The organism is Micromonospora sp. CB01531 (assembly GCF_001905095.1).
In the GTDB taxonomy this organism is placed as follows: domain Bacteria; phylum Actinomycetota; class Actinomycetes; order Mycobacteriales; family Micromonosporaceae; genus Micromonospora.
Genome location: NZ_LWLS01000083.1, coordinates 274,845 through 294,569, shown reverse-complemented (window position 1 = coordinate 294,569; position 19,725 = coordinate 274,845). Strand labels below are relative to the sequence as shown.

19 protein-coding genes and 5 pseudogenes are annotated in these 19,725 nt (G+C 68.3%); 7 read left to right on the top strand and 17 right to left on the bottom strand.

The genetic code is table 11. The annotated features are described in order from the left end of the window. The 6 genes and pseudogenes from A6A27_RS25235 to A6A27_RS25210 form a co-directional block, all read right to left on the bottom strand. Positions 1-187: pseudogene (locus tag A6A27_RS25235) on the bottom strand (helix-turn-helix domain-containing protein); the annotation flags it as partial. A gap of 143 nt (positions 188-330) precedes the next feature. Continuing rightward, positions 331-681 (bottom strand): annotated as a pseudogene (locus A6A27_RS25230) (transposase); the annotation flags it as partial. Positions 682-733: 52 nt separating this feature from the next. Continuing rightward, on the bottom strand, positions 734-985 hold the full coding sequence (locus A6A27_RS43370; protein WP_073837103.1) for an integrase core domain-containing protein: 252 nt from the start codon (positions 983-985) through the stop codon (positions 734-736). Between the two features lie 30 nt (positions 986-1,015). After that, on the bottom strand, positions 1,016-2,080 hold the full coding sequence (locus A6A27_RS25220; RefSeq protein WP_073837102.1) for an integrase core domain-containing protein: 1,065 nt from the start codon (positions 2,078-2,080) through the stop codon (positions 1,016-1,018). A 550-nt stretch (positions 2,081-2,630) separates the two neighbouring features. Continuing rightward, a complete protein-coding gene (locus A6A27_RS25215; RefSeq protein WP_073837101.1) occupies positions 2,631-3,236 on the bottom strand; it encodes an ImmA/IrrE family metallo-endopeptidase in 606 nt (201 codons plus the stop codon). Positions 3,237-3,239: 3 nt separating this feature from the next. Continuing rightward, the gene (locus tag A6A27_RS25210; RefSeq protein WP_073837100.1) at positions 3,240-3,617 is read right to left on the bottom strand and encodes a helix-turn-helix domain-containing protein; all 378 of its coding nucleotides are present in this window, start codon (positions 3,615-3,617) and stop codon (positions 3,240-3,242) included. A gap of 173 nt (positions 3,618-3,790) precedes the next feature. On the opposite strand from A6A27_RS25210, the gene A6A27_RS25205 reads away from it, so the two are divergent. From A6A27_RS25205 to A6A27_RS25190, 4 genes and pseudogenes are all read left to right on the top strand, one after another. After that, positions 3,791-4,066 carry a multiubiquitin domain-containing protein gene (locus A6A27_RS25205; protein WP_073837099.1) on the top strand — a complete coding sequence of 92 codons (276 nt, stop codon included), beginning with the start codon at positions 3,791-3,793 and terminating at the stop codon, positions 4,064-4,066. After that, complete coding sequence (locus tag A6A27_RS25200) at positions 4,063-4,449, top strand: hypothetical protein (protein WP_083672832.1); 387 nt, start codon at positions 4,063-4,065, stop codon at positions 4,447-4,449. Before A6A27_RS25205 ends, A6A27_RS25200 begins: the two co-directional genes overlap by 4 nt. After that, the gene (locus A6A27_RS25195; RefSeq protein ID WP_073837098.1) at positions 4,431-5,792 is read left to right on the top strand and encodes a ThiF family adenylyltransferase; all 1,362 of its coding nucleotides are present in this window, start codon (positions 4,431-4,433) and stop codon (positions 5,790-5,792) included. Before A6A27_RS25200 ends, A6A27_RS25195 begins: the two co-directional genes overlap by 19 nt. A gap of 45 nt (positions 5,793-5,837) precedes the next feature. Continuing rightward, positions 5,838-6,030: pseudogene (locus A6A27_RS25190) on the top strand (transposase); the annotation flags it as partial. Positions 6,031-6,094: 64 nt separating this feature from the next. On the opposite strand, the gene A6A27_RS25185 reads toward A6A27_RS25190, so the two are convergent. From A6A27_RS25185 to A6A27_RS25175, 3 genes are all read right to left on the bottom strand, one after another. Further along, a complete protein-coding gene (locus tag A6A27_RS25185) occupies positions 6,095-8,407 on the bottom strand; it encodes a peptidoglycan recognition protein family protein (protein WP_198940432.1) in 2,313 nt (770 codons plus the stop codon). Between the two features lie 336 nt (positions 8,408-8,743). Next, positions 8,744-9,289 carry a PASTA domain-containing protein gene (locus A6A27_RS25180; RefSeq protein ID WP_083672831.1) on the bottom strand — a complete coding sequence of 182 codons (546 nt, stop codon included), beginning with the start codon at positions 9,287-9,289 and terminating at the stop codon, positions 8,744-8,746. Positions 9,290-9,635: 346 nt separating this feature from the next. Next, a complete protein-coding gene (locus tag A6A27_RS25175) occupies positions 9,636-10,115 on the bottom strand; it encodes a hypothetical protein (RefSeq protein WP_073837096.1) in 480 nt (159 codons plus the stop codon). A gap of 130 nt (positions 10,116-10,245) precedes the next feature. Between A6A27_RS25175 and lepB the strand changes: the two genes are divergently transcribed. Together lepB and A6A27_RS25165 are read left to right on the top strand one after the other, a co-directional pair. After that, the gene (gene lepB / locus A6A27_RS25170) at positions 10,246-10,566 is read left to right on the top strand and encodes a signal peptidase I (RefSeq protein ID WP_073837095.1); all 321 of its coding nucleotides are present in this window, start codon (positions 10,246-10,248) and stop codon (positions 10,564-10,566) included. Between the two features lie 462 nt (positions 10,567-11,028). Then, positions 11,029-12,408: an IS1380 family transposase gene (locus A6A27_RS25165; protein WP_073837094.1), complete on the top strand. Its 1,380-nt coding sequence runs from the start codon at positions 11,029-11,031 to the stop codon at positions 12,406-12,408. Positions 12,409-12,596: 188 nt separating this feature from the next. Here the strand turns inward: A6A27_RS25165 and A6A27_RS25160 are convergent, their stop codons facing one another. Next, entirely contained in the window at positions 12,597-13,268 is a 672-nt protein-coding gene (locus A6A27_RS25160; protein ID WP_143194145.1) for a hypothetical protein, read from the bottom strand. Beyond that, a complete protein-coding gene (locus tag A6A27_RS47585) occupies positions 13,214-13,387 on the bottom strand; it encodes a hypothetical protein (RefSeq protein WP_083672830.1) in 174 nt (57 codons plus the stop codon). The genes A6A27_RS25160 and A6A27_RS47585 overlap by 55 nt, the downstream gene beginning before the upstream one ends. A 77-nt stretch (positions 13,388-13,464) precedes the next feature. On the opposite strand from A6A27_RS47585, the gene A6A27_RS25150 reads away from it, so the two are divergent. Next, on the top strand, positions 13,465-13,797 hold the full coding sequence (locus A6A27_RS25150) for a hypothetical protein (RefSeq protein ID WP_198940431.1): 333 nt from the start codon (positions 13,465-13,467) through the stop codon (positions 13,795-13,797). 38 nt (positions 13,798-13,835) lie between these two features. Here the strand turns inward: A6A27_RS25150 and A6A27_RS25145 are convergent, their stop codons facing one another. The 6 genes and pseudogenes from A6A27_RS25145 to A6A27_RS25120 all read right to left on the bottom strand — a co-directional run. Continuing rightward, positions 13,836-14,555 (bottom strand): IS6 family transposase, encoded by a 720-nt coding sequence (locus A6A27_RS25145; protein ID WP_083672829.1) that lies wholly within the window; start codon positions 14,553-14,555, stop codon positions 13,836-13,838. A 218-nt stretch (positions 14,556-14,773) separates the two neighbouring features. Further along, positions 14,774-15,718 (bottom strand): hypothetical protein, encoded by a 945-nt coding sequence (locus tag A6A27_RS25140; protein ID WP_073837091.1) that lies wholly within the window; start codon positions 15,716-15,718, stop codon positions 14,774-14,776. A 66-nt stretch (positions 15,719-15,784) separates the two neighbouring features. After that, a pseudogene (locus A6A27_RS25135) lies at positions 15,785-16,870 on the bottom strand (MFS transporter); the annotation flags it as partial. A 332-nt stretch (positions 16,871-17,202) separates the two neighbouring features. Then, entirely contained in the window at positions 17,203-18,447 is a 1,245-nt protein-coding gene (locus A6A27_RS25125) for an IS256 family transposase (protein ID WP_073837090.1), read from the bottom strand. Positions 18,448-18,511: 64 nt separating this feature from the next. Further along, the gene (locus tag A6A27_RS46200; protein WP_274534580.1) at positions 18,512-18,760 is read right to left on the bottom strand and encodes a group II intron maturase-specific domain-containing protein; all 249 of its coding nucleotides are present in this window, start codon (positions 18,758-18,760) and stop codon (positions 18,512-18,514) included. Further along, a pseudogene (locus A6A27_RS25120) lies at positions 18,761-19,381 on the bottom strand (transposase); the annotation flags it as partial. Between the last annotated feature and the right edge of the window lie 344 nt (positions 19,382-19,725).

Here is a 19,725-nt window from a genome sequence, read left to right as displayed (position 1 = left end):
GCAGCGACACCCCAAGCCGGCGAGACACCTCGCAATTGGACAGCCCTTCCGCGCAAGCCAGCACGATCCGCGCCCGCACCGCCAACGCCTGCGCCGTCTTCGGCCGCCGCGCCAGCCCTTGCAACGCCTCCCGCTCCTCGGCGGTCAACGCCAGCGGCGCCAGCTTCGGACCACGGCCATCACCCATACCGACAATCTATCAATGAATTAACGACTCGGCACACTAGTAGTGCTTTGTTAGTAGGTTGGGACGAGTTGGCGGCAGAGGGGGGCAGAACCCGAGCCAGGTCGCGAGCAAGTACTGCAATTGCCGCAGGACCGCGTACAGGCTCAGGTCTGCCCCGTTGCTTTTGGGTGTGCCGTCCGTAGTTGGGTGAGGAACAGTTGGGCGGCCGCGGTGAGGGTGACGTGGCGGTGCCGGCCGATCCAGGAGCGGCCTTCGAAGTGGTCGAGTCCGAGGGCGGTTTTGAGTTCGCGGTAGTCGTGCTCGACGCGCCAGCGGCTCTTGGCCAGGCGGACCAGTTCAGTCAAAGATGTGTCGGCGGGTAGGTCGGACAGCCAGTAGTCGCTGGGCTCGTCCTAGCCGGGAGGCCACTGCACGAGCAGCCAGCATTCGGGCAGGACACCATCGTCACCGCGGTGGGGTCCGCGTCGGACGGCCCGGCCGGCGGGACGCACCCTGTACCGTGCCAAAACTCGTTCGACGGCCGTGACCTGGTGTTTGAAGATCGCGTCAAGCTGCCCGGTGGTACTCGTTGATCACCCCGTTGAGTCGTCGTCGGCGTCGTACGGGCTTGTACATCGGGATGATGACGGCCGGGTCGTGGTTGGGCGGTCCCTGTTGCCGTCCTTGGTGTGGTCGGTGGTTGTTGAAGTGGTCGACGTACTGGTCGACTACGGCCTGCGCGTGCCGCTCGTTGTAGATCAACAGGTGGTCGGTGCATTCCTCGCGGAGGCTGCGTGTAGCGTGCCAGAACTCATTCAACGGCCGTGACCTGGTGTTCTGAAGATCGTGTCAGGCTGCCCGGTGGTACTCGTTGATCACCCCGTTGAGTCGTCGCCGGCGTCGTACGGGCTTGTCCATTGGGATGACTACGGCCGGGTCATGGTTGGGTGGCCGCTGCTGTCGTGCTTGGTGTGGTCGGTGGTTGTTGAAGTGGTCGACATACTCGCCGATCACGGTCAGCGCGTGGCGCTCGTTGTAGATCAACACGTGGTCGGTGCATTCGCCGCGGAGGCTGCGGCCCCAGCGTTCGATGAAGCAGTTCGCTCGCGGGGTGCGGGGAGGGGTCTTGACCACGGTGATGCGTTCGGCGGCGAAGACGTGATCGAAGGCGGCGGGGTACTTGCCGTCGCGGTCGCGGATCAGAAACCGGAACCGGTCGGCGTGCTCGCCTAGGTCCATGGTGAGGTTGCGAGCCTGCTGGACCACCCACTGCCCGGTGGGGTGCGCGGTGATGCCAAGCAGGTGGACCGGTCGCGTGGCTACCTCCATGACCACCAGCAGGTACAGGCGTCGCAGCATGATCGTGTCGACGTGGAAGAAGTCGACGGCCAACAGGCCAGCTGCCTGATTGCGTAGGAAGATCCGCCAGCTGGTGTCCCGCTGCCGCGCCGGCGGGCTGAACCGTCGGTGGGCCAGGATGCGTCGGATCGTGCCGGCCCCGATGCGGTGGCCCAGCCGTTGTAGTTCGCCCTGAATCCTGCGGTGTCCCCATCGCGGGTTCTCGCGGGCCAGCCGTAGCACCAGGTCCCGGATCTCGTCGCTGACCGGTGGCCGGCCTGGCTTGTTCGGGTAGGTCCAGCGGCGTCTTACCAGCCGCTGGTGCCAGCCCAGCAACGTCGCCGGTGTGACGATCCGGTGTGCCCGTATCGGGCGGGGCAGCAGGTGGGCCAGGGCCGATAGGACCGCCCGGTCCGGCCAGGACAGCCGCGGCCGGCCGTGAACGTGGCGGCGTAGGACCGCTACCTCGTGCCGCAGCGCGAGGACCTCGACCAGCAAGGCCTTGTCGCTGCGGATCAGCAAGCCCAAACCGTTGAACAAGCGGATCATCCCCAGGTACAGCAACCGTACGACCATACCGGCGATCCTCAGCCCGAGCCGAGAACTCCCAGCTCACAGCCTGTGCGACGAGTTATGGCACGGTACAGGTCTGCGACATCGATACCCGATGATAGATCCAATGATCATCAAGCCCAGCGACCGCTGGACCGGACCGAACACCCCCGGAACCGACCGGACCGGGCGCGACGTAATGCTCGTCGGACGAGCAGCCACCGAGCAGCCACACGTCCACAAGGGACGGACAAGCAAAGAGCCCGACCCGCGTTCCCGCAGGTCAGGCTCCTTTGATCTTGCGCGCCCGAAGGGACTCGAACCCCTAACCTTCTGATCCGTAGCGCCCCTGTCCAGCCGAATTCTGGCTGGTCCAGGGGCTGACTGCGGTCGGCATCTACAATCATCGATCGATGACCGGGTCTTCCGATAGCCGTGAAATCCGGCTGCGTCCCGGTGGCTCCGTACCAGTTCCCCGGCGTCCGAGCAGCCACCGAGCAGCCATGGATCGCCCGTCATGCCGCACCAGCCCGGGATAGCCCTCCATGCGTTCGTCCGCCAGCGCGTACGGGGCCTATCTGCCTCTTCTGAAGTTGGCCCGCTTTGCGGCTGCACGTTGGGCCACGATCCGCGCCCCTGTTCCGTTCATGCGCCATCGGGCAACCAGAAGGCTGACATCGAAGAGGTCGGCGACCTCCTCGTCGGTCCTGCGTTCCCTGGCCGCCTTGTACGCGGCGACCAGGGGTAGAAGCAGTTCAGCTCCAAGTTCTTCGGCTTCCCACTCCTGGTCCTTGCTGCTGGGGTTGGCGCAACCGCGGCGCCCCTCGGCACTGAACATGACCCGGTCGAACTCGTGTTCGAGAAGTACGTGGGCCATCTCGTGGGCGACGTTAAATCTGCGGCGGCGGGGCAGGTGTGAGGTGTTTTCCACGATGAACTGGCCCGTTCCTGCAGGCACAAGTGCGGCAGACCAGACGTCCGGGCGCTCGGAGGCGTAGAAGGCGACTGATTCCTCAGGGCACCCCATTTCCGAGAGGCCGCCTAAGGGGTGCACGGCGATGCCGTGCTCACGGGCGAGTTCGTAGGGGCAGAGCCGCACGTATTCGGTGAGACCAAGGTCGGTCTTGCGGATGTCGATCGCTCGGCGCTGGATCTCGGCCTTGGAGAGCCTCTTGCCCACGTGTCACCGGTTCCGAGCCGCGCGCTGGGTAGCGTGCAGCTTCATGGCCGCCTCCAGCACGTTCTGTAGGTGCTGCTTCTCCTCCTCGCCGAGATCTTTGCGAGCCCGCAGGAGAACGCCGACCTCGGCGAGGAGTTCGGGCTCCTCGTCCTGGCTGTCTTCTGTGTCGGAGATCCAGAAGGTTTCCGCTGGCATCCTGAGCCACTGGGTGAGGGTCATGAAGGCGTCGGCGTCCGGCCGGTAGCCGTTGGCCAGGCGGGTCATCGTCGAGGGACTGCACCCCACCTCAGCGGCGAGTTGCCGCCAGGAGAGGTTCTTGCTTCTTCGCGCTGCGTCGAGGGCGGCATACAGCGCCGGCACGTTGATCCTGGTCTGGGCCATGGGCGGGACATCTCCTCGCAGGGTTGCGCGAACCACCTTTCTACCACCGTTCGACATGTCGAACACTCGCGTGGTAGCTTGATCTCGTTCGACAAGTCGAACGGTGTCCTACTCGTAGGACACCTACGGTACCCGCTGCCCTCCAACGGCAGCAATGATCCGAGGAGATCAATATGACGGCCAGCGCCGCCGAGAGCGTCAACCAGAACCAGCGCCCACCCCGGACCATCACGGTCTCGGTCAACAACCAGCAGGTCGAGTTGCCCGAGCGCCGGGTCACCGGTCTGGAGATCAAGCAGGCCGCCATCGCGCAGGGCGTCCACCTCCAGCCGAACTTCCAGCTGTCGCTGAAGCGGGGCAACCGCTACGAGGTCGTCGGCGACAACGACACCATCGCGGTCCACCCGAACCAGGAGTTCCTCGCCGTCGCGCCGGACGACAACTCGTGACCACGCTGACTCCCGCGGTCGCCACCGCGGTCGACGCCGTCCGGGAACACTTCGCCGGCAAGCCGGTCGAGGTCACCCCGGACGGCGCCGGCGGCGCCTTCGTGATCGTCAACGACATCGAGGTCGGCCCCAGCTACACCCCGTCGACCACCTGGCTGGGCTTCCAGATCAGCGCCGCCTACCCGAGCGCGGACGTCTACCCCCACTACACCGGCAGGCTGACCCGCACCGACGGAAAGCCTCACGGGCAGGCCATCCAACAGGTCGACTGGCAGAACCGGCCGGCCATGCAGTTGTCCCGCCGCTCCAACGGGTGGCACGCGGGGATCGACAACGCGGCACTCAAGGCCGAGAAGGTGATCACGTGGCTCGTCACCCAGTGAACCCGCCGACCGACGGCTGGAGCCTCACCCTGCCGCCCCGATTCTGGGCCGCCTTGACCGATCACCTGTTCAGAGGCGACAAGGAGGAGCACGGCGCGGTCATCCTCGCCGGCCGCGCCGACGGCCCTCGCGGTCCTCGGCTCCTCGCCCGGGAGCTGATCCTCGCGAAGGACGGGGTCGACTACGTTCCCGGCGAGACGGGGTACCGGGCGCTCGCGCCGTCCTTCGTGCGCGACGCCGCCGTCCGGGCCCGGGACGAAGGCCTCGCCTATCTCGCCGTCCACAACCACTTCGGCGATGTCGCGGTCGGCTTCTCCCCCGTCGACCTGGCCAGCCACGAGCGAGGCTACCCGGCGCTGCGGCAGATCACCGGGCAGGTCGTCGGCGGACTGGTCTTCACTCCCCAGGCCGCTGCGGGTGACCTGTGGTTGCCCGACGGGTCCCGCGTCGACCTGGCGGAAGTCGTCATCCCCGGCGGAAACCTCATCCGCTTGCGGCCTCGACCCGCCCGCGCGGGGACGGTCGACCTCATGCATGACCGGCAGGCGAGGCTCTTCGGTCAGCTCGGCCAGGAGTCCCTCGGCCGCATGCGGGTCGCCGTCGTTGGCCTCGGCGGAGTCGGCAGCATCCTCGTCGAAGGCCTCGCCCGCCTCGGCGTCGGCAGCCTTCTCCTGATCGACGACGACACCGTCGACGAGACCAACCTGCCCCGGCTGCTGGCCGCCGAGCGAGATGACATCGGCAAACCGAAGACAGTCCCCGCGACCCGTAACGCCCGCCGGGCCAACCCCCAGATCCGTCTCACAGCCATGGAGGAACGGGTCGAGACCAGCCGGGCGCGGCAGGCCTTGACCGCCTGTGACTGGATCTTTCTCGCTGCGGACAGCCACGCTGCCCGGTTCTGGGTCAACGCTGCCACGAACCAGTACCTCATCCCCGCCACTCAGATCGGCGTCAAGATCCCGGTCGACGACGACGGCAACGTCGGCGAGATCCACGCCGTCAGCCGGTTCTTCGTTCCGGGAAACGGCTGCATGTGGTGCAACGAGCTCATCGACCCGACCGAACTCGCGATCGACATGCACCCCGACCACGAGCGCGCTGCCGCCCGCTACGTCGCCGGCGTCCCAGCACCCAGCGTCATCGCCCTCAATGGCCTCGTCGCCATGGAGGCCATCAACCACTTCATGCTCGCCACCACCGGCATGCACCACGACCCCGAGGACACCACCTCCACAATCCACCTACCGCGGCAGCGCGAACGCTCAGCCCAGTTGCCACGCCGTGACGAGCGCTGCTCGTGGTGCTCCCGAGAGGGGCATCTCGGGCGGGGTGACACCTGATCAGGCTGAGACCGCGAGGACGGGTCAGCACGTGACTGGGCATGGCCCTGGCAACGCGGCTCGAACGAGAACCCCAACGGACTGCTGCGCCAGTACTTCCCCAAGGGCGCCAACCTGTCGGTCCACACCCGCGAACCTCCAGGCCGTCGCCGCCGAACTCAACGGCCGCCCACGCAAAACGCCCGGCTGGGATGCCCCAGCCGAGCGCTTCGCTACTCTTCTCGACACCAACCACTAACGGCGATGTTGCGACGACCCCTGGAATCCGCCGCCGTTCCCGGGGGCCGGTCGTGTCGGTCGGGTCAGCGCACGTAGACCAGGCCGTCGGTGATCACGCGGGGTCGGCCCGAGGTGCCGACCACGACGATCTTCACGGTGTGTCGGGCGGTGCCGGTCCAGTTTTTCGTCCAGAGGATCCGGCGGTACTCGGTGGTGCTGGATTTCAGGTCCAGGGTGGTGTTCTTGACGCCGTCGACCCAGATCTCCACCTGCCCGGAGGTGGTGGTTTTCGTTGCCACGAAGGAGACTGAGCGGCCGGTGAAGGCCCAGTTGAGCGAGGCCTTGGCCGTGGTGGCGGTGAGCGCCGAGCCGCCCAGGTAGTTGCTGCTGGTGTAGGTCGACCAGGTGCCGGTGCGGGTGGCCTTGGCCTCCGGGATGAACACCGGGGTCCAGGACGCCGAGGAGGTGGCGGTGTTGCCGGACCAGTCCGCCGCCTGCATCGACCAGGTGGTGGTGGTGGTGCCCGGCCGGGTGGTGGTGGCCCAGACGCCGCTTGCGGCGAAGGTGCCGCTGGTCGGTGCGGTCAGTGCGACCTGCCGGACCGCTGTGTTGTCCGTCGCGCGCCAGCTCAGCGACACCGGCACGACCGTGCTGCTCACCCCACCGGTACGCAGGGACAGGGTGGGCGGCAGCGCGAAGGCCGGGGCGGTGTTGTCCGCCACCACGGTCTGCGCCGGGGTCGTCGCGGTCCGGCCCAGCCGGTGCACGCCGCGTACCTGCACGGTGTGGGTGCCGGGGGCCAGGGTGAGACCGGCCGAGCGGGCGGCGCCCGCGGTGGTGGTGGCGACCGCGCCGTCCACCAGCACCTCGAAGCGGTCGACCAGGGCACTCGGGGTGCTGACCGACCAGGTAGCGGTGGTCGAGGTCTTCGTGTAGGTGGTGGTCCCGTTGCGGGTGCCGGTCAGCCCGGACAGGGTAAGGCCGGAAACACTGGCGGCCTTGCCGCGTACGACGGCGAGCTGGCCGTAGAGCGCGTCACCGGGCCACTCGGTGGCCACTGCGTCGCGGTGCCCGCCGATCCGGTTGAAGACCACCTGCTCGCCGAGGTGGTACTTGCCCTCCACGCCGGAGGTCAGGGTGACCTTGTCGAGTGGGTCGTTGCCGTACTGGCCCAGCTTGTACGCGGCGACGTGCGCGACGGCGTCCTGCACCACCGTGGGCACCCCGGTGGTGATGTACGTGCCGAGCACCGCGATCGCGGCGGTGTCGGTGTTGAAGCCGTAGGTGTGCGCGCCGGTCACCGGCTTGTCGATGCCACCCTTGCGGCCCTCGAAGACCACGCCGCACTTGTCGACGAGGAAGTTGTAGCCGATGTCGTTCCAGCCGTTGCTCTTGACGTGGTAAACCTCGATGCTCCGGACGATGGCCGCCGAATCGGCACAGCTGTAGTCGTTGCTGCCGGCGGTGTGGTGCACCCAGAACGCCTTCACCGTGGTCCCGTACGTGGGCGGGTCGGTGACGATCGACTCGTCGGCCTTCCACCCGGCGCGGGTCACGACCTGCGGCACGGGGACCGGGTTGGCCGGGGCGACGCTGGGCGGCGCGGCGGGAGAGCTGGTCGTGGGCGCCGGCGCGGTGGTGGCGGCCGGCGGAGGCGCGGTGGTCTCCGCCGCAGCGGTGGTCTCCGTGGGCGCCGGGGCGGTCGTCTCGGCGGGCGCGGTGGTCGTGGCGTCGGCCGGCGCGGGCCCGGTGGTGGTGTCGGTGGGGGCGGGCCCGATGGTGGTGTCGGTGGGGGCCGGCTCCAGCGCCTGCACCTCGGCGACCGGCTGGAGACGCTGCGGCCGGACCCGGCCGTCGCCGGCAGCCCCGACCTTGCGGCGCTTCGGCTGGCCCGGGTCAACCAGGTCCAGCCGCAACCCGTCAGGGAGCCGCCCGACCGTACGACCGCCGGCCGCCGTCGCGCGCACCTCGACACCGTCAGACGGGCCGACCCAGAGCGGGTCGGTGGCGCCACGCGCCCGGCCGGCGGAACCCGGCTCCGGTCCCGCGTGGCTGTCCAGCTCCAACTGCCGCCAGTCCGACCAGCCACCGCCGACCGCACGGGTCCGCACCGCGACGGTGCCCTGGAAGTCGACCGTCGGATTCGCCCACGTCACCCCGAGCAGGGAAAACCGATCGGTGTCCCGCCGCGGAATGGCGACCTCACGGCCGGCCGCAGCCGGGAAGTCCACGGTGTGCAGGGCGGTGGTCACCGGCCCGTCCGCCACGGCCCACTCGGCCCCCTCGTCACCCAAACCCACCACAACCACCCCGGCGGTACCGGCCACGGCGGTCGCGGCAATCGCCGCCACGATCCCGCCGGTTCGGCGGCTCCAGCGGATCCCCGTCAATTTCACGTTGTCGTATTCCCTCCGATTGGGTCCCACCAGAGGGCACAGCGTGCCGATCCTCTCCAGCGTTACTTTCTCAACGTGTCGCCATGCCAACCGGCCGCCCCTGGATCGCAATATCCGTCGACACCTACTCAGCTCAGGTGGCCTCCCGCCGCATCGGGGTGCGCGGGATGCCGTACCCCACGTAGCCGGGGCCGCTGACCGCGAAGCCGTGGCCGGTGCGTCAGCCCGCGGTTGGGTGGTGAGGCGTGGCGGGACTTCCGGCTACGGCTCCGATGATCTGAGAGGGCGAGAAGCCCCGACCACCCGCAGCAGGGGCGCGTCGGGGCTTGCCGCCGTTCAGTCCTGCTTGGTGCAAGTCACCACGATCAAATCGTCTGGTGCCAGCTTCGCGCCCGGCTTCGCCGACTGCTTGGTCACCGTCCAGTTCGGCAACATCAGCACCAGCGTGTCGTTCTCGTCCTGGCTGCCGTACTGAATGTTCGTGAAGCCCAGCTTGCGGAGCTTGTCGTCGACGATGGCCGCGTTCATGCCCTTCAGGTTGGGCATTGTCAGCTTCTCCGGCACGGCCGGTGCGGTCGTTACCGCCGGAGTTGCCGGCTCCGGCGCTGCCGTTGTGGGCACCGCCGTCGGCTCGGCCGACGGGGAGACACGCTCAGCGACCGCCGCCACGGTCGGGGACGACTTCGCCTCCGGCTGGCCGTCACCACCGACGATCGCGGCGACACCGGTGATGCCGCAGCAAGCGAGCACGACGGCGCCGACGGCGATGCCGATGATGGCGCCGGTGCCGAGCTTCCGACGGGGCGGCACCGGGGGTTGCCCATATGGGAACTGCCGTGTGGGTGGTGGCTGCGGCTGCCCCTGCCAGGACGTGGGGATCATTTGGTGGTTGATAGGTCACCCGGTGTAGTTTGCTGGGCCGAAGCTATCGGCTGCACTGGCCGATCGGTTGCCGCACTGTCAGGAAGCCGACTGCCACCGACTGGCAGACGAAACGCGAGTCGGCGCGCTGAGGCAGCCGAGAGCGGGGTGGAGACGCAGGTGATCGTAAAGGCCATCCACCGGTAAGAGTCGCGGCGGGGATGGACCATGATCGACATCTCCGGACGGCAACCGTGCGGCCGCGTCCTCGGCCACGGAGCCGGTGAACACAGCGCACCGATGGGGATGGCAAGGGACGAGACAGTTCAATGAAGCGCGAGTCCGGTATCGGTGCAGCGCTCGCTGACTACCCTCCGGCCGCCGCCACGGACGGCGGCTGGGGCATCCGGCGACGGAAGAACGGCCGCGCGGTGGGCAGCGCCAACAGGATCGACGCCGCGACCAAAACGATGAGCTGCACCGCGGCCACCGTCACGAGGAACGGCGGGTACCAGTCAGGCCGGCTGGCGAAGCTGCCGGGCTGCAGGACCGTCACCGTGACAGCGACGATATTGAGAACCGCTCCGGCCGTCATCAGCCAGACGACGACCCGGGCAACGTTCCGGCCCATGGCGCAGAGGCGGCCGAGCGCCGCGACCAGCACACCGATGACGACGGCACCCGGCACGAGGATGAACGCGTCACCGCCGGTGGCCTTCGGATCGGCACGGAACACCAGTTGCAAGAGCGCGGACAGGGTCGGCAGGGCAGCGAGCAGGTACAGCAGCCAGCTGGCGGCGGCCACCGGCCGCGGTCGGTCGCTCGGCAGTGTGCTCGTGGCCGACATGGGCACTCCTGTGGATCACGTCCCGCCTGCTGCGCGTTCCGATCACAGTGCACGGTACGGCGCCGGCGTAGCCGCTGGCGCGGCTGCGAGGCGTCGATCCTAATTGTTAGCCTCGGCATTTCGCTAGCCGTTGATCAGTGACGTCGTGGTGTTCAATCCACCGGCCGCTTGGGGCCCCGAGGGACAGGATCAGCCGCGGATCTATCGAGTGATCGCGGTGCCCGGCGACATCATCAGTTGTTGCGACGCTCGGGGCCGGATCGCCCGTAACGGCACGGCTGTGGACGAGCCCTACATCAACAAGTCGGGAGTTGGGCAGGCGGCCATCCAGACCGTCACTGTGCCGGATGGCCAGCTTTACCTCCTCGGCGACAACCGAGGCGTGGCCAACGACGCCTCGCAGCTTGGGCCGGTGCCCGTCAAGAGTGTGATCGGCATCGTCAAGCTTTGAGCCAGCGCGGCGTAGGTGACGGGGCCGGGCCGCCATTCCCGGCCTCCACTGCAGCGATCTCGCCGATAACCCTCGGAACGAGTTTCGCTTTCCGTGAGCTGCGACCACCGGAAGGGTGCCTCGCCCGCACCGCCGCCACGAGGACCGGGGCCGCACCTCCTCTACCTGCACCGGGAGCGGCTGCCGTACGGGTCACCGCGCAGCGGCCTCTCCGCCGTCGGCCCGGACCGACGAGGGGATGCGCACAGTCCCCCGAGCTGGAACGACGCGGACCTCGGCAGGTCCAGCCCAGCCCGGGGGGACTGTTTGTTCACGACCCACTGCCCCTTAGCCCGGGTGATTCACAGTGATCGACAAGTTGTCGGGTCTTACCGCGTGTAGATGGACGAAAGTGCCTCGCTGGCAGGGGAAACTTGTGATTGCGACATCTACAAGGATCTCTACCCGGGAGGCACTTCCGCGGTGCAGTTTACGGCGTGGTCGAAGGATCTGCGGGTCACCGCGGACGGAACGGGTGTGGTGTCGCACGTCGGTGCGGCGCTGCTGCGGATGCTGGCCGACCGGGCGGGGTTGACCGGCGCATTGTCAGCCGGGCTGGCCCGTCGGGGGCGCTGGCCGGTCCACGACCGGGGCCGAGTCCTGGTCGATCTGGCCGTGATGATCGCCGATGGTGGTGAGGCGATCTGCGACATCGATGTACTGCGCCACCAGCATGAGGTGTTCGGACCGGTCGCCTCGGACACCACCGTCTGGCGGGCCCTCGACGAGATCGGCGCGACCCAGCTGCGGCGTATCGCGGCGGCGCGGGCGAAGGTCCGGGCCCGGATGTGGCAGCTGTTCGGCGGGCCACCGGCAGCTCGGGCGGCCGGCCGGGGCATCGGCGATGGCGTGGTCGTGTTGGACGTGGACTCCACGATCGTGCTCGCCCACAGCGACAAGGACGGCGCCGCGCCGACCTACAAACACACGTACGGCTTCCACCCCATCCTGGTGACCTGCGACAACACCGGCGAGATGCTCGCCATCGCGCTGCGGCCGGGCAACGCGGGCGCGAACACCGCCGCCGATCATCTCGACGTGCTTGCCGACGCGATCGCGCAGCTGCCCGCCGCGCATCGGCGGCATCTGCTCATCCGGGGTGACAGCGCCGCCGCTACCCACAAGGTGCTCGACTGGCTCACCAGCCTGAACACCCGTCGCCGGCGAGTCGAATACTCGATCGGCTGGTCGATCACCGACGCCGAACGCGCCGCCATCACCGCCCTGCCCGCCACGGCGTGGACGCCGGCGCTGGCCGCCGACGGCGGTGTCCGCGAGGGTGCCCAGGTCGCCGAGTTGACCGGCCTGCTGACCTTGACCGGCTGGCCAGAAGGCGCACGGGTCATCGTCCGTCGGGAACGCCCGCACCCCGGCGCGCAGTTGTCGCTGTTCGAGGAACGTGACGGCTGGCGCTACACCGCGATCATCACGAACACCCAAGCCGGCGCCCTGCAATGGATCGAGGCCCGGCACCGGGCCCACGCCCGGGTCGAGGACCGGATCCGCTGCGCCAAGGACACCGGCCTGCGCCGGCTACCGTCCCGCGAGTTCGCCATCAACCAAGCCTGGTGTGTCGCCGCCGCGATCGCCGCGGACCTCATCGCCTGGCTGCAAATCCACGCCCTCGACGGTGACCTCGCCACCGCCGAGCCGAAACGACTGCGCTACCGCCTGCTGCACACCGCCGCCCGACTGACCCACGGCCAACGCCGCCGCTGGCTCCGCATCCCGGCCACCTGGCCCTGGGCCACCCACCTCACCGCCGCGTTCACCCGAATCGCGGCGATCCCCGCACCCGGCTGAGCCACCTCAGCCCCCGACCACCGACCGGAGACCCCAGGAGACCACGCCCACCGCCGCGACAGGCGGCCCACCAGCACACCCAGACCGCAACAGCCATCAATGCCATTCGATCAACACGGCCTGGCCAAGCCGGCAGATGTCACCGGCGAATCATCGAGGTTAGGTTAAGGCCCGGGGCTGACGTCACTTCAGTTCCGCCGATTCCGGTCGCTCAGCGCCTCCCACTCCTCAGCGCTGGGCGGATACGGCGCCCAGTACGGCAGGTAGAAGGCCCGCCGTGGCGGATTGGCGATCGTGAACGGCTTGAACTCCGGGTCCGCGATCATCCGGTAGATGAACTCCGCGGTCGGCATGTCGAACCGGTGCCACGGCTCACCGGACTCCTTTCGGGAGATCACCGGCCACCGGTCCGGATCTACAGAACGGTCCGCCAGCCAGAATTGGTCCCCCTCGGTCATATCGGAGCCCCACTGAATCAGCCCCTGGCCCGTCTCCGTACCGTAGATTCCGTAGGGGGCGTACATCTGCGCGACGAACTCATTCATGGCCGCCGACTGCCTACTGCCGGACCACATCGACAGCAGCGGCTGTTCGTCGTGCTCATCCGTCGGCCGCAGGAGACTAAGGTATCCCGAGAACGATCCAGGCACGAATCGCCGACTCAACTCTTTGAAGTCGGTAGGCAACGCAACGCCGAGTTCGGCCTCCACCTGCTCCCATCCAGGACCCTCGGGTTCCTGGTGCCATTCCGTCTCTTCGACGATCCGGTCTATCCATTTCATTGTGGTCTTCTGGCCCTTCACAGTCACGGTATGTTGAGGATCGACACACTGACTACCGACGCACCGCTCGAAGTCCACGCCTCCATGGTAATGCTTATCGGGATCGGATTCTCGCCGATGTAATTGGGCGTCGCCGTATAGTAGACGGTGTTGCCAGCGTTGATAGAAGCCGCAATCTGGTTCTCGTAGCCTTTCATTTCGTTGCGGTTGGCGTTCGGGTACAACGGCACCAAATGTTCATCTCGGCCGGCAACAGCGGGCCGGGCACCAACACGTGAACACCGTGCTGTCCGGCTTCCTCGCCACCCCCGGCGTCGGCATCCACGACCGTGAAGGCGTCACGGTGGGCCGCAAATACACCCGCACCTACACCTTCACCCGCACCACCGGCGGGTCGAAGGCGATCACCTACGACCTGTCCTGGGTCGGCAACGACGGCACCTTCTCCTCCGGCACCTCGGTGGCCCTGCCACTGAACAAGCCGGTCGACGTGGAGGTAGCGGTCAACCCGGCGACGCCGGGCGCCCACTCGGCGATCCTGCGGCTGGACGACCCGGCGACCACCGGCGTCGACTACCAGACGATGAACCGGCGCTGTTGCGTTTGAGGATCTGTGGACGCGCTGGGCTGCGACGGGATCACTGGTCAGATGGCCGAGGCAATTTCGGTGAACGCTGCGGCTATCCGCCTCGTCGGCGGAGTGTCGGTGGCGAGTTCGTAGTGTCCGCGGCGGAGGTTCTGAACGAAGGCGTCGCCGGCGATGATCGTTTGTGCGGTGGGGTCGTTGCGTAGCCCGCGCATCGGTTTGAGCCGGTGTTTGAGCAGGCTGTGGTCGGACTCGATCGGGTTGTTGGCGTACCGCTCGACGTGATGCCACGCGGACGGGACCAGCTCGTCGAGCACGCGGGGGTAGACCGTCGCAGCGTCGGTGACCACCTCGCTGGGGGTCACCTTCAGTGTGGCCAACGCCCGGCGGAAGAATCGCCGGGCTGCGGCGGCGTCCCGCCGGGCCGAGACGAGCACATCGATCACCTGACCGTACTGGTCGACAGCCCGGTACACATACCGCCAGACACCGTTGACCTTGACGTACGTCTCGTCAACGAACCAGCGGTCACCTGGCGAGCGGCGACAGAACCGGGCAGCGTCGGTCAGCAGCGGGGTGAACCGCTGTACCCAGCGGAAGACCGTGACGTGGTCCACCTCGACACCACGCTCGATGAGCAGTTCCTCCACGTCCCGGTAGGACAGATTGAAGCGTAGGTACCAGCGGACCGCGAGAACGATCACCTCGGGCGGGAACCGGTAGCCGGCGAACGCCGACGGCGGCGGGGACCAGGACCGGGAACGAGATGACGACCTCACCGGCCCAGCCTGACCACACCAGTCAAGCCGATAATCGATCACGCTTACGCCGAACGCAACAGAGCCAGGGCGGTACGGCCCTCGATGCGCACCTCGTTCTCCTTGTCGACCATGGACGGCCCCGCGTCCTCGAGCACGACCGGCAGCCCTTGGCCGACCGGGCAGCGGCCGGGGCCGGCCCGCCGGCGGCACCGGGGCAGGTGGAACAGCCCGGCCGGCTATCGCACTGGGATGGCCGGTCTGACCAGCACCCGGTCGAGCAGGTCCCCGTCCGTGCGCACGAATTCCTCGTGGTGAGCGTCCCGGTATGCTGTCGCCAGGGTCAGCCAGGCGGGGAAACCACCGATGCCTGAGTGCGCCATGCTTCCGCCGTCGCCGCCGCGCACCACGCCAGGCTCGGCAGTCCACTCGTCGTCGTACGGGTTCTGGCCGATCCGCAGCCCGAAGAGGTTCCCCTCTCGGTGCAGTCCGGTAGCCGGGACATGAGGGGGGCCGTCCGGCTCGCGGTCGCCCCACCGCCACAGCGTCTTGGCGCCGGCACCGCACGCGTGCTCCCACTCGTCGGCGGTCAGCAGCCGCTGCCCCCGAGCCGCCAGGCGCTCGACGATCTCCGTGTGGCTCGGAGTCCGGATGAACCATGCCCGCTCGACCGTCCAGTCGTCGCCGACGACGGCAGCGGCCCGACCCGCCGACGTCACCTGGCGGGCTCCCGGACCGCTCGGACCGCCGTGGGCGGCACGCGCGTCGGCGACCAACTGGACCACCAGCGGGTCGTCGACCGGCGCCGGGACCGCCGCGGCGTCGATCGCCGCCACGCTGACCAGCAGTGACGGCAGCACGACCGGACGAGAGCGCGAGGTCATCGCGGCGACGTACGCGTGAATGTCGTCAGCGACGTTGAGCTGGTCAGCTCTTACCGAGAAGCTGCGTCGCTGCCGCGCGTCGGGCGCGAACCGGTCGGCGTCGAAGCCCACGGTCGTCTCCCCACCGGGAACGAGCGCGAACGGCGCGCCGTCGACGTCGAAGATCGCGACGGGCGCTCGCCGCCCGGCGAACTCGTGCCATCGGACCTCGGTCAGGCCCACCCCAAGATCATCAGCGATCAAGGCCGCGTGCTGCCGCGCGTCGGCGTGGTCGAGACCGAACCATTCTGCGGCATCCACTCGTATCCTCCTTGTCCCGAGTGACAGCTCGGAGTCGGCCCGCATGGACCTTACGGACTCACTCGTCTAGACCGCTGATCGAGCGGAGGCGGAATCGGGCGTGGGAGCGGCGGTGGGGGTGATGGTGGCTTCGGCGGCGGCGTCGGAACGCCGGTGCCGCAACTCGGTCGGCAGCACGGCCAGCGCGATCAGCGCGCCGAGCAGGCCCGTCGCGGCGAAGCCCCAGGCCGGTGCGGAGGCATCGATCACCGCCCCGGCCAGCGGGGCGCCGAGCGCCAGCCCCACCGTCATCGCCGAGCCGTGCAGGCCCATCGCCTCACCCCGCACGCTCGCCGGCACCAGCCGGCTCACCGCGTCGGCGGTGGCGGCTACGGTCGGCGCGGTGAGCGCCCCGGACGGCAGCAGCACCAGGGCCAGTAGCCACCACTCGCCGCTGCCCAGACCGATCGGAATGGTGACCAGACCGAGGACCAGGGTGAGGGTCAGCGACGGCACCGGGCGGGACAGCGCACCGTAGGTGAAGCCGCCGACCAACGAGTACGAGGCCCAGAGCGCCGGCACCACACCGGCCCGGTCGACCTGACCGGCGTCACGCAGCACCGCCACCACCGTCACATCGTTGCCGGCGATTACCAGCGTGCTGGCCGCGCCACCGGCGAGCAGCCCGATCAGCCGTGGGGTCAGCCACTGCCGGCGGGGCAGCGGCTGCCCAGACGTCGTCTCCTCGTCCCGGGCTCCGGTCGGCGGGTTGAGCACCAGCAGGGTGAGTCCGGCCAGCACGATGCCGCCGCCGACGGCGTACATGGTCAGGGTGGGCGAGACACTGGTGGCCAGGGCCACCGCCCCCGCCGGCCCGATCATGAAGCCGAGTTCGACCGACATCGAGTCCAGCGCGTACGCCTGACGGCGCTGGGTCGGCGGGACCAGCGCGGCGATCGACTGCCGGACCACGGAGAAGACCGGGAGGGTTAGCAGCCCGCCGACGAACGCGACGCCGAGCAGCACCGGGTACGGCAGGACCGGCGCCGTCCCCCAGAACAACGCCGAGACCGCCGTGGTCAGCAGCAGCATCGGCCGCAGGCCACGCCGGTCGACCAGCCGGCCGAGCAGTGGTGCGCCGAGCGCCGAACCGACCGTCATCGCGGCCCCGACCGTGAAGTCGGCCCGGGTCGCGGTGCCAGCCGTGGGGCTGGTCCGTTTTCCCGGGCCGCTTCCCGAACCCGGCGTGCGCCTTTCAGCGCACCGGGCTCTCCACAGGACCCGTTGTTCCGTGTTGTTCCTCGTCAGGCGGTCGGCCAGGGCGACGGGATGATCGATCCGCGGTAGCGATACCGGGTGGTTCCCAGCTTCTCGGGGTCGAACAGTTCCCGCTGCCCGCGGGGCCACCAGCCGCCGCCGCAGTAACGACGGCGTAGTTCCTTCCAGGTGGGGTCGCGTCCGCGTTGGTGGTGTAGGAGACGGCCATCGCGGGATCCGGTTTGATGTTATGCGGCGATCGGGGTGGGGTCGTTTTGGTCGCTGGCGTGTTGGTCGGGTTGGATGATGATCGTTCGGGATTTGGCGAGGATGTCGAGGGCGAAGTAGCGGCGGCCTTCGGTCCATTCGTCGTGTTGTTCGGCAAGGACGGCACCGACGAGGCGGATGACGGCGTCGCGGTCGGGGAAGATCCCGACGACGTCGGTGCGGCGGCGGATCTCCTTGTTGAGTCGTTCGTTGGGGTTGTTCGACCAGATCTGGCGCCAGATCTGTTGCGGGAAGCCGGTGAAGGCGAGCAGGTCGGCGCGGGCGTCGTCGAGGTGGGCGGCCGCGGCGGGGAACTTCGCCTCGATCGTGGCCACGACCCGTTGGAACTGCGCCTGGACGGCGTCGCCGTCGGGCTGGTCGAAGATCGTGCGCACCAACGTGGCGATCCATGGCTGCGCCGACTTCGGCACCTTCGTCAGCAGGTTGCGCAGGTAGTGGGTGCGGCAGCGTTGCCAGGACGCGCCAGGCAGGGCGACACCAATGGCTTGGACAAGGCCGGCGTGGGCGTCGGAGATGACCAGACGGACGCCGGTCAGGCCGCGGGCGGTCAACGACCGTAGGAACGCCAGCCAGCCGGCGCCGTCCTCGTCGGAGGCGACGTCGAGACCGAGGACCTCGCGTTGACCGTCAGCGTTGACACCGACGGCGATCAGGGCGTGGACGTTGACGGTGCGGCCTGCTTCACGGACCTTCATCGTCAACGCGTCCATCCACACGAACGTGTAATGGCCTGAGTCCAGGGGCCGGTTGCGGAACGCCTCGACCTGGGCGTCCAGGTGGGCGGCCATCTCCGACACCTGCGACTTCGACAGCTGCCGGATCCCGAGCTGCTCGACCAGCTTCTCCACCCGCCGCGTCGACACCCCGAGCAGATAGGAGGTCGCCACCACCGACACCAGGGCCTGCTCCGCCCGCCGGCGGTGCGTCAACAACCAGTCCGGGAAGTAGCTGCCCGAGCGCAGTTTCGGGATCGCCAGGTCGATCGTCCCCGCACGGGTGTCCCATTCCCGCTGCCGGTAACCATTGCGGGAGTTCACCCGCTCGTCGCTGCGCTGCCCGTAACCGGCCCCGCAGATCGCGTCGGCCTCGGCGGACATCAACGCCTGGGCGAAGGTCTTGACCATCGCCTGCAACACGTCCGGCGACGCGCCCTCGATCTGCTCGCGCAGCAGGTCAACAGGGTTCACACTCTCAGATGCGGCCATCGCGTTCTCTCTTCCTTCTCTGACTTGGTCGTCTTGAAGGATCGACGCGATGGCCGTCTCTCATCTACGCAACACGCCCATCACGGGCAAGTCGTACACCACTTCCCTGGACGCAACCCCAGGTGGCCCGGCGGTGTTTGGATCGCAGCCATCGCCATACTCGTTGCCACAGGTAGTGGCTGAGATAGGCGAAGGTCGCTGACGACACGCCGGGCCGGAAGTAGGCGCACCAGCCACGAACTGCCTGGTTGAGCCGTCGGATCAGTTCGTCCAGCGGCTGGCTCACCTCGACCTGCCGGCACAGCTTCTTCACCTTGGCTGCGTCGAAGCCGATCTCTTCGAGCAGGTCACGGGTTCGGTTGCTGTCGTAGCCGCGGTCCAGGTGTGCGGTGACCCGCTCGGGCCAGTGATGCCGCAACTGGATGCTGCACGCGGCGAAGGTGTCCCGCAGCAGCGGGGAGTCGTGCCGGTTGGCCGGGGCGCCGGTGATCCCGAGCGGAATTCCGTAGCCGTCGACGCCCGTCGAGCGTTTCATGCCGCCCTTGCCGCGGTCGACCGGAGACCGGCCGGCCCGCTCGCCACCGCGCGGCGCCTTGGTGATCGCGCCGTCGGCGCTGACGTCGGCCAGGTCCAGGCCAATCATGCGGTCGTAGGCGTCCAACGCCAGCTCGTGGAGTCGCTCGCCGAGACCAGCCTCGGCCCACGACCGCAGCCGGCGGCGAATCGTCCGATCCGAGCAGGCATCCGACGCGACGCGTTCATAGCCGCAACCATGCACCAAAGCGGCGATGACATGCTCGAACACCACCCGGTCAGGGATCCGACGCCGGTGACAGCCCAGCGGATGCGCCGGATCAAACCCGGGTTGCTCAGGCCACAGCGCGGCGAACTGGACCCAGACAGGTTCGAACAACGAAGATGGCAGCGCAGGCACGGGACTCCACCGGTCACGAAGCGTAGAGAACTCCGATGATCAATGGACCCGTGCCTGCTTGCTACCTCGGGGTCCGTCCGCCCAGGCGCCCTACCTATTGCCGGTCGCTCTAAACAGGCATGAACAGCGGCCGTCGGATCCAGCTCTCCATCCTGCCCACGTCCGGCTTCGAAATCTCAGCCCGCTGAGGCGCACCAGGAACACAGGCGGGCCAGTTTTCCTTCAGCCAATTCTGCTCAGCCTTGTAAAGCTTGCTCCAATTTTCGGATATTGCACCGACCACCGTCCGCGTGTTGTCAGCGGTAACCGAATGGCGTGCAAGATACACAACCGCCGGGATCACC